14 protein-coding genes are annotated in these 14,996 nt (G+C 60.2%); 10 read left to right on the top strand and 4 right to left on the bottom strand.

What is annotated here, in order from left to right:
• The first annotated feature begins 37 nt into the window (after nt 1-37).
• From IC761_RS19190 to IC761_RS19160, 7 genes are all read left to right on the top strand, one after another.
• Nucleotides 38-1,165, top strand: coding sequence for an efflux RND transporter periplasmic adaptor subunit (locus IC761_RS19190; RefSeq protein ID WP_246791275.1), 1,128 nt, complete (start codon nt 38-40; stop codon nt 1,163-1,165).
• Nucleotides 1,162-2,238: an efflux RND transporter periplasmic adaptor subunit gene (locus IC761_RS19185; RefSeq protein WP_195798211.1), complete on the top strand. Its 1,077-nt coding sequence runs from the start codon at nt 1,162-1,164 to the stop codon at nt 2,236-2,238. The genes IC761_RS19190 and IC761_RS19185 overlap by 4 nt, the downstream gene beginning before the upstream one ends.
• On the top strand, nt 2,235-5,354 hold the full coding sequence (locus IC761_RS19180) for an efflux RND transporter permease subunit (protein WP_195798210.1): 3,120 nt from the start codon (nt 2,235-2,237) through the stop codon (nt 5,352-5,354). Before IC761_RS19185 ends, IC761_RS19180 begins: the two co-directional genes overlap by 4 nt.
• 74 nt (nt 5,355-5,428) lie before the next feature.
• Nucleotides 5,429-6,022 carry a PepSY domain-containing protein gene (locus tag IC761_RS19175; protein WP_195798209.1) on the top strand — a complete coding sequence of 198 codons (594 nt, stop codon included), beginning with the start codon at nt 5,429-5,431 and terminating at the stop codon, nt 6,020-6,022.
• A gap of 279 nt (nt 6,023-6,301) precedes the next feature.
• Nucleotides 6,302-7,003 (top strand): MgtC/SapB family protein, encoded by a 702-nt coding sequence (locus IC761_RS19170; protein ID WP_195798208.1) that lies wholly within the window; start codon nt 6,302-6,304, stop codon nt 7,001-7,003.
• A 310-nt stretch (nt 7,004-7,313) separates the two neighbouring features.
• On the top strand, nt 7,314-7,523 hold the full coding sequence (locus tag IC761_RS19165; protein ID WP_195798207.1) for a hypothetical protein: 210 nt from the start codon (nt 7,314-7,316) through the stop codon (nt 7,521-7,523).
• Nucleotides 7,524-7,608: 85 nt separating this feature from the next.
• Nucleotides 7,609-8,661, top strand: coding sequence for a helix-turn-helix domain-containing protein (locus IC761_RS19160; RefSeq protein ID WP_195798206.1), 1,053 nt, complete (start codon nt 7,609-7,611; stop codon nt 8,659-8,661).
• Between the two features lie 98 nt (nt 8,662-8,759).
• Here IC761_RS19160 and IC761_RS19155 read toward each other — a convergent pair whose 3' ends face one another.
• The 3 genes from IC761_RS19155 to IC761_RS19145 form a co-directional block, all read right to left on the bottom strand.
• Nucleotides 8,760-9,245: a sigma-70 family RNA polymerase sigma factor gene (locus tag IC761_RS19155; protein WP_195798205.1), complete on the bottom strand. Its 486-nt coding sequence runs from the start codon at nt 9,243-9,245 to the stop codon at nt 8,760-8,762.
• 213 nt (nt 9,246-9,458) lie between these two features.
• Nucleotides 9,459-10,085, bottom strand: a complete 627-nt coding sequence (locus IC761_RS19150; protein ID WP_195798204.1) for a hypothetical protein — start codon at nt 10,083-10,085, stop codon at nt 9,459-9,461.
• Nucleotides 10,085-10,978, bottom strand: a complete 894-nt coding sequence (locus IC761_RS19145; protein ID WP_195798203.1) for a DUF2092 domain-containing protein — start codon at nt 10,976-10,978, stop codon at nt 10,085-10,087. Before IC761_RS19145 ends, IC761_RS19150 begins: the two co-directional genes overlap by 1 nt.
• A 1,108-nt stretch (nt 10,979-12,086) precedes the next feature.
• On the opposite strand from IC761_RS19145, the gene IC761_RS19140 reads away from it, so the two are divergent.
• A complete protein-coding gene (locus IC761_RS19140) occupies nt 12,087-12,467 on the top strand; it encodes a hypothetical protein (protein ID WP_195798202.1) in 381 nt (126 codons plus the stop codon).
• 71 nt (nt 12,468-12,538) lie between these two features.
• Here IC761_RS19140 and IC761_RS19135 read toward each other — a convergent pair whose 3' ends face one another.
• On the bottom strand, nt 12,539-13,633 hold the full coding sequence (locus IC761_RS19135) for a calcium:cation antiporter (protein ID WP_195804707.1): 1,095 nt from the start codon (nt 13,631-13,633) through the stop codon (nt 12,539-12,541).
• Between the two features lie 283 nt (nt 13,634-13,916).
• Between IC761_RS19135 and IC761_RS19130 the strand changes: the two genes are divergently transcribed.
• The gene (locus tag IC761_RS19130; RefSeq protein ID WP_195804706.1) at nt 13,917-14,666 is read left to right on the top strand and encodes a carbonic anhydrase; all 750 of its coding nucleotides are present in this window, start codon (nt 13,917-13,919) and stop codon (nt 14,664-14,666) included.
• Between the two features lie 107 nt (nt 14,667-14,773).
• The gene (locus IC761_RS19125; RefSeq protein WP_195798201.1) at nt 14,774-14,983 is read left to right on the top strand and encodes a hypothetical protein; all 210 of its coding nucleotides are present in this window, start codon (nt 14,774-14,776) and stop codon (nt 14,981-14,983) included.
• The last annotated feature ends 13 nt before the right edge of the window (nt 14,984-14,996 follow it).

The following is a 14,996-nucleotide window of genomic DNA, read 5'->3' as shown; positions in this document are numbered from 1 at the left end:
AGACAAAGATAAAGCTCAATTCAAGGAAGCTCTGGCGATGCGTCGCATTTGGGATTTTTCGGATATTCGCCTCGACATACCCATGCTGCTCCGTGCCCGCGCACCGGTGCCGATTATGCTTCTGGTGCTCACGGTTCTCGGCGGCTGCGACGATCGCGCGACGAAGGCGGTCAAGCCGCCGGCGTTCGTGCGCACCGAGATCGTGCGGCTGCAAGACCGAGGGAGTTCTGCAACGCTGACCGGCGACGTCGAGGCTCGGATTCAGACCGAGTTGTCGTTCCGCGTCAGCGGCCGCGTGGTCGTCCGGCTGGCGGATGTCGGCGCGCATGTTGATGCCGGTGACGTGCTGGCGCGGCTTGATCCAAAACAGCAGCAGGCCGATTTCGATGCCGCGACGGCCAATTTGGCGGCGGCGGAGCTGCAACTGCAGGTCGCCGCATCGACATTCCAACGTCAAAAGACGCTCATAGCCAACGGCTTCACGACGCGTGTGGCGTTCGATACGGCCGAAGAAGGATTACGAACCGCGGAAGGTTCGCTCGACTCCGCAAAAGCGCGGCTTGGCAGATCGAAAGAGGCATTGGCCGACACCGTATTGCGGGCCAGCGCCGCCGGGGTGGTCACCGCGCGCAATGTCGAGGTCGGCCAGGTCATGCAGCCGGCCCAGTCGGCCTTTACCCTGGCGCAAGACGGAGATCGGGACGCCGTTTTCGACGTGTCCGAATCGGTCTTCTTTCGAGAGCCGGAAGACAAGATCACTATCACGCTGCTTTCGAATCGCGACGTGACGGCTGTCGGCCGCGTGCGCGAGGTGTCGCCTGCCATCGACGCGAAGAGCTCGACGGTGCGGGTCAAGGTTGCGATCGAAAATCCGCCGGCAGCGATGACGCTCGGCAGCGCCATTGCGGGCACCGCCCGGTGGAAGCCGATGAACCAGATCGTCGTGCCATGGAACGCTTTGATGGCGACAGGTGCGACGCCCGCGGTCTGGGTCGTCGATCCCCAAACCAGAACCGTGTCGTTGAAGCCAGTGACGGTCGACACCTATGAAACCGGCGTCGTCGTCGTCCATGACGGGCTGCAGCCTGGCGAACGCGTCGTCATCGATGGCGGCAAGCTGCTCAGCGTTGGCCAGTCCGTCTCATACGAAGGGGGTGCGTCATGACGAACCGCTGGATCACACTTGGCGCTCTCGTGGCGGCATGCGCTGCGACCGCCGGCTGCACGGAAAAAGCGCAGGTCCTGAAGCGATTGCGGCCGGTCCTGTCAACGGTGCTCGAACCGACGCAGTCGGGCAATACCACTGCCAGCGGCACGATAGAACCGCGATACCAGACGGATCTTGGCTTCAGGGTCTTGGGACGTCTCACGGCGCGCCCGGCCAAGGTCGGAGACCTCGTCGCGGCCGGGCAAATGGTTGCCGCAATCGACCCGGCGACTCTCGAACTGGACCTCAACTCCGCCATCGCCGACGTTTCAAAAAGTCAGGCTCAACTCACGAACGCAAGCGCAGCGGAGCAAAGGCAGCGGACGCTCATCGCGACCGATGACACCACCAAGGCAAACCTCGAAAACGCCGAAGGGACACGTGCCGCCGCAGAAGCCACGGTGGCCAGCATGCAGGCCGATCTCGCCAAGGCGCACGAACAACTTGGCTACGCGCAGCTGAAGGCGGAGTTCGCGGGCGTTGTCACAGCCGTGGGCGCTGAAGTGGGTCAGGTGGTGTCCGCCGGCCAGAGTGTCGTCACCGTCGCGCGTCCCGATATCAGGGAGGCGGTGCTCGATCTCGGCCCCGATTTCCCGGTGCCGCTGCGGACCGGCCTGCCATTTACGGTCAGTCTGCTGCTCAATCCCGCGATCCACGTCGAGGGCCAGATCCGTGAGGTCGCGCCGGAAGCCGATTCGGCAACGCGCAGCCGTCGCGTCCGCATCACCTTGAACAACCCGCCCGAAACCTTCCGGCTTGGGAGCACTGTGACGGCAAGGCTTGCCGCCGGCGAGAACGCAGTCCTGCGCCTGCCTGCGTCGGCGATCCTCACCGAGAACGGCAAAACGTTTGTTTGGATCGTAGATCCTTCCACCAGCATGGTCTCACTGCACCGCATCGAGATTGCCCACGACGAGGGGGGCATCCGCGTGACGGGTGGCCTCGGCGCCGGAGCCAGGGTCGTGACTGCCGGTGTCCATAGTCTCAAGGATGGACAGCAGGTCCGTATCGAACGGGAGACGACGCGATGAAGTCCTTCAATCTTTCCGACTGGGCGTTGGCGCATCGCTCGCTCGTCTGGTACTTCATGATCGCATTTGCGGCAGCGGGCCTGTTCTCCTACCTGCAGCTCGGGCGCGAAGAAGATCCCGCCTTCACCATCAAGACGATGGTGATCCAGGCGCAATGGCCGGGTGCCTCCGCAGAGGAGGTCACACGTCAAGTCACCGACCGGATCGAGAAGAAGCTCGAAGAGCTCGAGTCGCTCGACTACACCAAGAGCCTCACGGTCGACGGACAAACCACGATCTTTGTAAACCTCCGGGACACCACAAAGGCCCGCGATGTGGCCCCCACCTGGGTCCGGGTTCGCAACATGATCGCCGACATTCAGCAGGACTTTCCGCAAGGGGTGGTCGGACCAGCCTTTAATGATCGCTTCGGGGATGTCTTCGGCAATATCTACGCGTTCACCAGCGACGGACTAAGTCAGCGCCAGCTGCGCGATCGGGTCGAGACCGCCAGGGCCAGGATCTTGACCGTGCCCGATGTCGGCAAGGTCGACATTCTCGGCGCACAGGACGAAGTAATTTACCTGGAGTTCTCCACCCGGAAAATTGCCGCGCTCGGTCTAGATACCAATTCGATCATCGATTCCTTGGAGAAGCAAAACGCGGTCACTCCGTCAGGCGAGCTTCAAGCCGGGCCTGAGCAGGTCAGCGTGCGTGTGAGTGGCCAGTTTGCGTCCGAGGCCAGCCTGCGGGCGGTCAATCTCCGCGTCAATAACCGCTTTTTCCCCCTGACGGACGTCGCGACCATCACGCGCGGCTATACCGATCCGCCTACCACGCTGTTCCGTGTCGACGGCCAGCCGGCGATTGCGGTCGCTATCGGGATGAAAAGCGGGGCCAACCTTTTGAAATTTGGCGAAGCCTTGAAGCAGAAGATGTCCGATATTACGGACGACCTGCCGATCGGCGTGGGCGTCCACCTCGTATCGGATCAGCCCGCGATCGTCGACCATGCCGTGTCGGGCTTCACCGAGGCATTGTTCGAGGCGGTCGTGATTGTGCTCGCGATCAGCTTTATCAGCCTCGGTCTTCGCGCCGGGCTCGTGGTTGCGATCGCAATTCCGCTGGTGCTGGCGATCACTTTCGTCGTGATGGCCTACACCGGCGTTACGCTGCAACGCATTTCACTCGGTGCTCTGATCATCGCTCTCGGTCTTCTGGTCGACGACGCGATGATCGCAGTGGAGATGATGGTGGCGCGCCTGGAGATGGGAGATGCGTTGCATAAGGCGGCAACCTTCGTCTATACTTCGACGGCCTTTCCCATGCTGACGGGAACGCTGGTCACCGTTTCCGGCTTCATTCCGGTCGGGCTCAACAGCAGCAGCGCCGGCGAATACACCTATACATTGTTCGTCGTCATTGCAGTCTCCCTGCTGGTGTCGTGGATCGTTGCGGTGTTGTTCACGCCTTTGCTTGGCGTGACCATACTGCCCGCGACCATGAAAGCGCACCACGGGGAGAAGGGCCGGTTGGCGAAGGTTTTTTCTCGCGCACTTGCCATCTGCATGCGCCGGCGCTGGATCACGATCGGAGTGACGGCGGCTGCTTTCGCGCTTGCGATATTCGGCATGACGTTCGTGCAACAGCAGTTCTTTCCATCGTCGGATCGCAACGAATTGGTCGTCGACTGGAATTTGCCGCAGAACGGCTCGATTGCGGAAACCAACGCACAGATGGCGCGCTTCGAGCAGGAGGCGCTGCGGGGGAATGACGGCATCGATCACTGGTCGACCTATGTCGGGACCGGGGCTCCCCGTTTCATCTTGTCCTTCGATGTGCAAACCCCGAACGCCTCATTCGGTCAGACCGTTATCGTCACCAAGGGAATCGGGGTGCGCGATCGCGTCAAGGCCGAGCTGGAAGCTTATCTTAAAAAGACCTTTCCGGGCACAGACACCTACGTCAAGCTCCTCGAGGTCGGCCCCCCCGTCGGACGGCCGGTTCAGTATCGCCTGAGCGGCCCCGTCATCGCCGACGTCCGGGACCTTTCGCAGCAGCTTGCCAGCGTGCTGCGCGCCAATCCACACCTCGGAGGCGTCGTCTTCAACTGGATGGAGCCCGCGCGCGTCGTCAAAGTCGATGTGCTTCAGGACAAAGCGCGCGAACTCGGAGTTTCCTCCGAGGACATTGCGACTACCCTGAATGGGGTGCTCAACGGCACAAACGTAACCCAGGTGCGCGACGATATCTATCTCATCAAGGTGCTTGGACGTGCGACTGCTGCCGAGCGCGGATCAATCGAGACATTGAGAGATCTGCAACTGACTGGTTCTGGCGGCCAGGCGGTACCGTTGGCTGCCGTCGCCACGCTGCGCTACCAAATCGAGCAACCGACGATATGGCGCCGCTCGCGGCTCCCCACCATCACGCTCCAGGCGGGCATTGTGGATGCCACGCAGCCGAAGACCGTAGTGGATCAACTCGCTCCGGAGGTGAGGAAATTTTCGGAAAAGCTGCCCCCGGGCTATTCGCTGGCGATCGGCGGCAGTGTGGAGGAAAGCGCCAAAGGTCAGGCGCCGATCGCTGCCGTGGTGCCGCTGATGCTGTTCATCATGGCGACGATCCTGATGATCCAGTTGCAAAGCTTCCATCGGCTCTTCCTGGTATTCGCGGTCGCGCCGCTTGCCGTGATCGGTGTCGTCGCAGCGCTGCTGCCAAGCGGCGCACCGCTCGGTTTCGTCGCCATTCTCGGCGTGCTGGCATTGATCGGCATTCTGATCCGCAATTCGGTGATTCTGATCGTGCAGATCGAACAGCTGAAGAGTGAAGGCCGCCCGGCGTGGGACGCCGTCGTCGAAGCAACCGAGCATCGCATGCGTCCGATCATGTTGACGGCGGCGGCCGCGAGCCTTGCGCTGATTCCGATCGCGCGCGAGGTGTTCTGGGGCCCGATGGCCTACGCGATGATGGGCGGCATCATCGTCGGCACGGTGCTCACGCTTCTGTTCTTGCCCGCGCTTTACGTGGCTTGGTTCCGGATCAAGGAGCCCGCGCATGACAGCACCCCCGAGCGATGCGCGGATCGCGGCGGAACAGCCGACCTCGCGTTCAGCGATGACGCGAGCACGTTCTGATTCGGTGGGTCGCACGAACCTTCATTCCGAAGGGTCGCGGAGAAATTGAACGTTTATTTAGTCAGGAGATAAAAATGTTTACCACGAGATGTGCAGGATTTCTTCTGTTGCTGGCGCTCGCGGCCATTCCAGCGTCGACGCCGGCTCGAGCCTCGATCGACACCGGCAGTCCCAACTCGGCGCCGACCTTCAGCGACCAGGAATGGGCCGCGATCCTCCGGGAGATCAAGGTTTTTGCGAACGCGAAGATTTCTGTTCGCGACGCGATTGAAATCGCGGAAACCCGCTCGCACGGCGCCAGGGCCGTGGACGTCAGCTTCGATGGTCAGGCCGATCGATTGGCTTACAGAGTGAAGACCTGGCGGAATGATGAGCTATGGCAAGGCACCATCGATGCGTCGACAGGAAAAATTTTCGGCGAGGAAGTCGTAACATCCGTTTCAACGCTGGACGCCAAGGACAAGGACGAACTTGCCGGCTTTAGAACGGCAGGAGTCAATCTCTACGACGTCTTGTCAATCGCCGAGAGATTCGGAAAAGGCAAGGCGGTCAGCGCGGGATTGGAGGAAGACGAAGGGAGACTGATCTTCCTGGTGGTCCTTGTCACCGCCGATGGCTCGTTGAAGCAGATGTCGGTTACTCCCGGCTCCGAAGGCAACGCCCCATGACGTCGGAACCAAATGCTACGGCTTGGGTCGCTGCGCCTGGCGGTCGTCTGATACACATCGACCTGCTACGTCACGCTTGGCGTGCTGCGCCAGGGTCGCCACCGCCGGTCCCTCTCAATGACAATCTGCAAGGATTTCGCGCAAGCTGCCGGCGTCGGTGTCTGACGCCGCTGCTCGCCAGTCATTGGTACCTGGTCGAAAGCCGGCTCGAATGCCGGTGGCTAATCCCGGCCAATGATGAGACGCCAACGGATGGCTCCAAGAGCAGGGAAAACTTCAATGATCGCATCGATTGATCAGACAGCCATCAATTTGAGTTTTGCGGCCTTGTTGGGAGCGGGCATCGGCTTCGAACGACAATGGCGTCAGCGAATGGCCGGCTTGCGCACCAATACGCTCGTGGCGATCGGAGCAGCCAGTTTTGTGATCTTCGCAAGTCTCATTCCGGGGGAGGGGAGCCCAACCCGCGTTGCCGCGCAGGTGGTCTCGGGGATCGGGTTTCTGGGCGCCGGGATCATCTTTCGCGAGGGCCTGCAGGTCAGCGGGCTCAACACCGCGGCGACCCTGTGGTGTTCGGCGGCGGTGGGGTTGCTGGCTGGCTCGGGTCATCCGCTGCATGCCGTCGTGGCAGCCAGCTTTGTCATCCTGATCAATCTGCTGCTGCGGCCGTTGGTAAGGCTGATCAATCAACAGCCGATCGCCCATACTGAAAGCGACTTCCACTACCACGTTTGCGTCGTTTGCCGCAGCCCTGAAGAGGCACATGTCCGAGCTCTACTGTTGCAGGGCACCAACAGCGGACAATTGAGTCTTCGTCAATTGGAAAGCACCGATATCGAAGGCAACGGTCGCGTCAAGGTCGATGCCCACCTGAACGCCCACTCGAAGAGCGACGCAGTTCTCGAACAGGTCGTTGGACGTCTCAGCCTCGAACCAACGGTCTCGGCCGCAAGCTGGCGGGTCGAGCTGCTAATGGAATGAGCAACGACCGGCACCAGAACCAACCCAATCGTCGAATCCCCAGGCATCACGTCAAGTGCGTGCAAAATAAAGTCTAGTCGAACAGGAGATCACTGTGATGCATTCCGTCCCCCGTCCGCTCGCGCTGAATGAACGAACCCGTCTGTCATCGGATCAGCAAGCGGGTTCACCCCAGTCATCCACCCGGTCTCTTTCCTGGCTGTGTGAGATGACAATGAAAGGTCTGATCGGGGCGGCTATGATAGCAATGATATCTACCGTCCCAGCTAGCGCTCAAATGCCCCCGGAAATGCCTCCTCCGGACGGAGCCATGCTGGATATGGTCACGGGAATGGTCATCCAAAAATACAAATCGTCAAGCTGCGAGGATCTGAAAGCAAAGAAGGGAGAGCCACCGGCAGAGATCGTCGCAGCAGCAGTTGGTTTCTTGAGGAGCAACCCTCCCTTGCGGGTCAAGTTCATCAACAAGGTCGCCCCCTCGGTCGCGAACAAGATGTTTGATTGCGGCATGATCCCCTGAGCGGCCTGGGCTCGTTTTCCTTTGGCCAGGGTTGCATTTGCAACCCTGGCCCTTGCTTACGCAGTAGCGCTCAGAGCGGACGCTGATGAAGCAGCAAGCCGTATTCCTCATTCAAAGGAGTTCTCAAGTGTCGCGAGATGTCGTTTCCGTTGAGGTCGACGATCCCAGCGGTCCTGTGCCGCAATGGGATGCCGCGCTGAGCAGGTACATTGGCGGGATTTCGCCGGATCTCCGCGATCAGGAGATCTCGCAATGTGTTCCGATCGCCGGGCAAACCTTTCGAGCGAGGCTCGAATATGGCGCTTTGGGCGATGCGATTCTCTTCAAGGCGTCAGCTACGCCGCACTATTATGCGCGTTCGCTTCGCAGCCCGAATGCGAAGCTCCCGTCCCCGATCGTGCTGGCATTTCAGTCGGCCGGCAGTGCGCGCGTCCGTCACAGCGACAGGTCGGACATTCTTCATCCCGGTGATTGGTGCTTCTGGGATACGATGATGCCGGTCGAATCCTGGGCGATGACCAGATCGATCGAGATCCTGTCTGTCACGCTCGCGCGTCCCACTGATCTCGAGTTGCAGCGCCTTTTGAGGGAGGGGACTGCTATTCGCTTCGACGGGAAGATTGGCGTTTCGCGGATATTGCAAAGAAATCTGCTCGAAATCTTTGATCAGCTGAATCGCATCTCGCCAACAAGCGGAAATGCTTTGTGCGCGGCGGTCACGACAATGGCCTGGGACGCTTTGCGCGAGCAGTTGACGGGACCTGTTGCCACTCTGATCAGCCGCGATGTGCTGTGCTCCCGAGTCAAGACGTACATCGAAGCTCATCTTGGTGATCCATGCCTTGCGATCGCAGGGATTGCCGACGCTTGCGGGGTCTCTGTGCGCAGCATTCATCGCGCCTTCGCGTCGGATCCGGCGGGCTCGGTGTCACGATACATCTGGGAGCGGCGCGTCAGGCGTTGCGCAGACGCTCTTCTGGATGACAAGGACGCGTGTCATCGAATTACAGAAATCTGCCTCTCCTGGGGCTTCAACAGTACATCCCATTTCAGCCGGCTATTCAAGGAGGAGTTCGGTGTATGCCCTCGGACCTATCGCGCAAATCTCGGTCAGGGTGGCGCCATAACTCAGAGCTGACATTTTGTTTGTGGCTGGCAGGCCGCACCTGAGTCGATGAAGACATCAATGTCCATGCGAACGCTTGGAACTGCCGTTGCGTCTTTGACAAAGCACGATCAAGGCGCAAGCTGCATGGCGAGCCGCAACCGTGCGCGATGCATGCGACTCTTGATTGTTCCGACGGCGCAACGACAGGCGGCGGCGGCCTCCTCGTAAGTGGCGCCGCTCGCACCAACGAGAATGACGGCGTGTCGGATATCGCTCGGGAGCTCCGACACGGCCTTCCACAGCCCTTCGTTTTCCAGGCGCACCGATTGATCTGCCTCACATGCAAGTGCGCTGGCGTAAGCTCCGTCCACATCCTCCACCTCTCTCGCGCGCTTTCGGCACTCGCTATAGTACCGGTTTCGCAGAATGACGGTGAGCCACGCCGCCATATTGGTACCTGGTCGAAATTTATCCAGGTTTGCGAGCGCTCGAACGTACGTCTCCTGCACCAGATCGTTCGCTCGATCAGCATTGCCGCAGAGCGACAGGGCGAATGCACGCAAGGCCGGTGCTGCAGCCAACATGGAGCTGCGGAGAGAGGAGTCTGTCTTCATCGATGGTTGTCCGCTTCGGTATGTCCGTGGTCACCCGCACTGCCGTTTGCGATCAGCACTGAGGGTGCGCGAATTGCGTCGAAACAAGCTGGCTTCGGAGGGATCCGGCTGGGTGCAAGCACCACCCCGGTTATGGGAGAACCGGGGTGGTGCAGGGTCGCAAGCCTCAGTCGGTCGCTGGCAGACCGAAACATGCACGATCGCTTTCACGCGTCATTGAGAGCAACCGTTCGTCGAGTACGAGTAGCGCCGGCCGCTGCCACCACCGCTCGAGTATGAGTAACCCTGACTGTAGGGATAGGAGTAGCCAGAGTCGGAGCCGGAGTCGTAGTAACCACTCGAATTCGAACCGCTCGATGCGACGGCCGCGCCGGTCGTCGCGCCAGCCGCGTACGCTCCCAAGTAGCCGTATCCGGAGCCATAGCCGCCGTAGCCGGAGCCATAGCCACCGTACCCGCCACCCCCGCCGCCGTAGTAAGCGCCCGCATAGGTGTTGCCGCCGCGGTTAACGGCGACGTTGCCGGAGCCGATGACGTTCCCGTTTCCGAGAGGGCCACGAGTCGAGACATTTGCCAGTCCTGCGGGAGCACGCATTCCACCGCCGCGGAAGCCGGGCGGGCGGCCACCCATCGGTGGTCCTCCTGCGAAGCGGCCCATCGGCAGCCGCGGCATGCCCCCCATCGGCAGATGCGGCATGCCGCCCATCGGCAGATGTGGCATGCCGCCCATCGGCGGATGCGGCAAGCCGCCCATCGGCGGCGGACCGAATGCGTTGGCCGCATCCGAGGCAGCGGCGGTTACGGCAAGTACTGTCGCGAAAGTTAGTGCGAGACGCTTCATTACGGCCTCCCTTGCTGTGCCGGCGCGCTGGCCGGGGCCAGATCGATCTGTTTCGCCGCCGCGGGCGCCTGGAAAGCGAATACCGAGTCGGACGGATGAGCACGGCTGTCCCAGTCGGTGAATTCCGCCGTGAAATTCGGTTGACCGGGCAGCAGACGGTAGGTGACGATCAAGCGATGGGGGATCGCCGAGCCATTGTTCTCGACCCACAGTTCCAAATCGATGCCGCCGCGCTTGTAGAAAAACAGATGCCGGCACTCGACGCCGTCAATCCTGGACGTTCCGACTTGCCAGCCGCCGACGACTCCTTGCAGGAGCGATTGGTCGGTTGAAACGGCAAAGAAGTTGACCAATGGAAAGTCGATGTTGAGCTTGTCCATGACCTCGTTGGCCGCCGACGCGATTCCTCCCGGTGCGGCAAGCACCGCGTACGAATTGCTGTCGGACGAGAAGATCGAAACCGACTTTCCGTCGTAGAAGAGGTCGTGAGAGCCGTCATCTCCGGCAACTTCGATCTTGAGCCGGTCAGGGCGATGCATGACGACATTCATCGTTTGGAAGATGTGAAGCGGCTGGCCGGTTTCGTCCAGGTAGACCCTTTCGGTTCTTGCGGTGAACGATGATTCCGGAGCCGACAGAGACTTGTCCATCTGCGCGATAGCGGCGCCGGCATCCTCGCTGATTGCCGGCTTGACCGCTTCTTCCGCGCGCGCAGTTGGCAATCCACCGAGTCCCGCGCAGGCGCTCAGCGACGTCAGCAGAACGGCATGCCTCGCTCGCGCCGCGAAGGAAGCAAAGTTGATCGGAGCGGCACGCTCGTTGGCCGTTCGATGAACTGGCTCGGACAGGTGGATCCGGCCCTCAAGGTCTTTGAAGTGCACGATGTTCTTCACGACATTCTCCTGTTTTGCATCAATCTCAGGCTGCCCGACATCCGATCGGGCAGTGCAGCAGCCTGGTGACGCCGGAGGGCATCTGCTGGAGAGATGCCGGCTTCCGCGCATTTCACCTTGCGGCTCGCGATCGTGGATACGGCTTCAGACGGTTTACAGCGCGCCTGAGCGCGACAAGTGACGCCCGTGGATGCCACCGCTTTTGACAAGCGCGTGACTGATGCGTTATCTGCCGCGGTTCGACCTGAGGCATCGGTGGTCCAATCCGATGTCGGCAAGCAGACCTGTTCCTGCGGCCGCCGTGTGTGCCGGACAGTGGTTTCCGCGTGATGAACTCGATCGAGAGAGTTACGCTTTTGATAGGTTGTTCGGTTCAAGCGAACGGAGGCTCGACCCTTTAAGGGCTCGACCAGCGCCCCATATCACTGTTAGAGGAGCAAAAATGCGATTTGGCCGGTAAGGCGCCTCTGCCTCTTGGCGCAAAGCGGACTATAGTTGATCGGCGTTGATCGTGTTGTTCGATGCTAGCTCAACCTTCCCCATGATGGATTGGAACGAGAGTTAAAGTCTTTCAATGCGTTAGAAGTCGGCGTGTGCACGACGTATGCACCGAGAGATCAAGAAAAAACCATCAATGGTAAGCGTGCGCGATGGTTCTTCGAGGGGCATCGCCATGAATTTTAGGTCCATGTCGGCCTGCTCGCATCAATGTCGGTAGCGGCTGAATCTCGGCATACGACGACTGCATCGGACATTCGCCTTCATCAACTTGTTAGTGTTTAGGCAGTCATGCGAGCACGCCCGACCATTGCGTGCGGAGATCACAGGTCCGCGATGCGTTGCACCGAGCCTGTGCGAGGTGGTCGGCCGATCTGGTCCTGCGTTGGCGTCCCGCCGCGATGCTTCTCGAATCCTTGCCCCAGGACATTAGTTTCATCCACACGCCTACGATCGTGTGATCACTCCGGCGTCGCTATACTCCAAGCTTGACACGCTGTCGGCAAGAGTGCATAAAAATATACTATACGGTGTAGTATCGTTGAAGAGGAGATCGCAGTAATGGATTCCATCCCCGGTGCACCCGCGCCAAATGCACGAATGCTTCGTGATGAACTGGCTCATCGGATCAAGAATGACCGCGCATCAATCATCAATCTCGTCTCATTTTCGGGTGTGTGAGATGACAATGAAAGGCCTGATTGCGGTAGCTATGATGTCGTTGATGTCTATTCCGCCAGCCGTGGCTCAAATGCCGCCGGACATGCCTCCAGACGGACCCATGCTGGAGATGGTTGCTGGAATGGTCATCCAAAAATACAAATCGTCCGGCTGCGATGACCTGAAGGCAAAAAAGGGCGAGCCGCCGGCGGAGATCGTTGCCGCAGCGGTCGGCTTCCTGAGGAGCAATCCTTCCCTGCGAGTCAAGTTCATCAACAAGGTTGCGGCCCCGGTCGCCAACAAGATGTTTGACTGCGGGATGATCCCCTGAACGATCCCGGTCGGATAGCTTCTCGGCCGGGTTGCCCCTATAACCCCAGGCGCAGCGGCGTTCGTCGCCACTTACGGGACGAAAACCAGGAACAGAAACACAGCAAAGACCATCATGTGAACCAGCCCAAACAGGATGTTGGTTCGCCCCGTACCGAAGGTCAGTGCGCTCAGCGCAAAAGTCAGAACCAGCTCCACGATGTTCTGCTGCGGCAGTCCGAGGATAAGCTGCTTGTCGAGTACGCAGGCCGCGATCGCGACCGCAGGAACGGTCAATCCGATGGTTGCGAGCGAGGAGCCCAGCGCGAGATTAATGCTCTTCTGCAGATTATCCTTGCGGGCTGCCGATATCGCCGCGACGCTTTCGGGAAGCAGAATCAGCAGCGCGACGGCCACGCCGGCGAATGCCGGCGGGGCGCCGATCGCGGCACTGGTCGCCTCGACCACGAGTGAGAACTTTTTGGACAGCAGCACGACGGCGAGGAGAGACACCAGCAGAAGCGCACCGCTCAACGCCAGCATACCGCTCGAAAGCGATGCACTGTCAACGCCTCCATCGGCTCTGTTCACGAAGTAGTCCCGATGCCGGACGGTCTGGGTGTAGACGAAGACGCCATAAAGCAGAAGGGTGACCACGCTCGCGAATTCGAGCTGAGCCTCTGAAAAGACTGGACCCGGCGCGGTCAGTGTGTAATTCGGCAGAATGAGCGTGATCGTCGCGATCGTGAACAGCACGCTGAGATAGAGACTGGCGCCGGAGACCTGGACGTCCTGTTCCTTATAGTGCAGGCCGCCAACGAAGATGCAGAGGCCGACCAAGCCGTTGCAAACGATCATCACCACGGCAAACACGGTATCGCGCGCCAGCGTCGGCACTTCACGATGTCCCAGCATCATGTTTGCGATCAGTGCCACCTCGATGATGGTCACCGCCAGCGTGAGCAGAAGCGTGCCGTAGGGTTCGCCAATCCGGTGCGCGATCACTTCCGCGTGGTGCACGGCGGCGAACACGGTTCCGAACAGGATGACCAGGAGCACCAGCGCGAACAGAATGGCGATCGAGGATGCCGCATATTCATAATGCGTGGCGACGATCGCTGCGTAGAGCAGGGCAGCAAGCGCGGGAAATATCCACGTCGATCTCGGAATTGATTCGTGCGCGCTCATGAACTGGCAAGCCCGATGAAACGTGCGTCCGCCTGAGCAAACATCCAGCACCCTCAAATCATTCACTGCGAGAATCCATTGAGCGAGCGTGCGACGCAATAGCTGCGGGGGAGAGCGTTCTAAGCGTTGGCTTAGTGCGGCGCGTCGGCGGTGGCATTTGTTTCGCCGGCAACTCCGCTACAGTCTCACAAGCGCTGATGCGCGCAATCGACACGATCTCAAGGCCGCAGGAGCAGTCGGGATGCAGACGAGCGAGGACCACGAACGCGATGCGAGTGCGACCATGCCGCGTCGTCAGGCACTCAAGCTGTTGACCGGCCTGGCGTTGTGTCCGCTGTGTGCCACCACCGGGTTCGCGGCGGAAAGTAGTTGGAGCTACGAAGAAGCAACAGGCCCCGGGAAATGGGGCGGCCTCGACCCGGCGTCTGCGGTGTGCTCGGCTGGCGACCAGCAGTCTCCCATTGATATTATCGCTCCGGTCATGAGCCGAAAGGAATCATTGAAGATCAGCTGGAGCCAGCGGCCCGTCGCGATCGTCAATAACGGCCACACCATTCAGCTCAACTACACGGCAGGCGACACGCTTCACCTGGGCGACGACGAATACGCGCTGAAGCAGCTCCACTTTCATCATCCAAGCGAGCATCTCGTCGACGGCAAGCGGTTTGCCATGGAAGCGCATTTCGTTCATGCCGGTAGCGACGGGCTCGCCGTGATCGGGGTGCTCCTAGTTCCCGGTAAGGCAAACGATACTTTCACGAAAATCGTCTCGACGATGCCGCTGGAAAAAGGTTCCCCAATCGCAATTGATCCTGCGATTGATCCCCTACGCCTAATGCCGGCTAGGCGCGCGTTTTATCATTACAAGGGATCGCTAACGACGCCGCCGTGCAGTGAGACTGTGGACTGGATCGTACTTAGGGATCCGGTCGAGGTGGACCAACGCGATATTGCACGCTTCGCGAAGCTGTACCCGATGAACGCTCGTCCAGTACAGAGCCGGGACCGGCGATTCATCCTCTCATCCGAGTGAGGCTGAGGAAACTTGCGTCGCCGGGCGGTCGCGAACTGCTTATTGCCGATGCGACCTTCAACCAATTTGAGGCTGAGGCTTGAATCGCAAACAAAGGGCCTGTGGTCATGATCAAGATCATTGCCGTTCTGTGCAATCTCGCCTCTCCGAAGAACTGCCACGAGCAGATCGTCACCACCTCGGACTTCGCCGATATTTCGATGCAGTCCTGCCTGATGGGAGCACCCCAACTCGCCGATTGGATGAAGCAACATCCGGCCGAGCGCCTCGCAGCCTGGCGCTGCGTGCTCGGCAGCCAGGACAAAAGGGGAGCTTAGGCCGCAAGGAAAG

The sequence above is a fragment of the Bradyrhizobium commune genome (genome assembly GCF_015624505.1).
GTDB lineage: Bacteria > Pseudomonadota > Alphaproteobacteria > Rhizobiales > Xanthobacteraceae > Bradyrhizobium > Bradyrhizobium commune.
The sequence above is the reverse complement of the archived record's forward strand: the minus strand, read 5'-3'. Positions and strand labels throughout refer to the sequence as shown.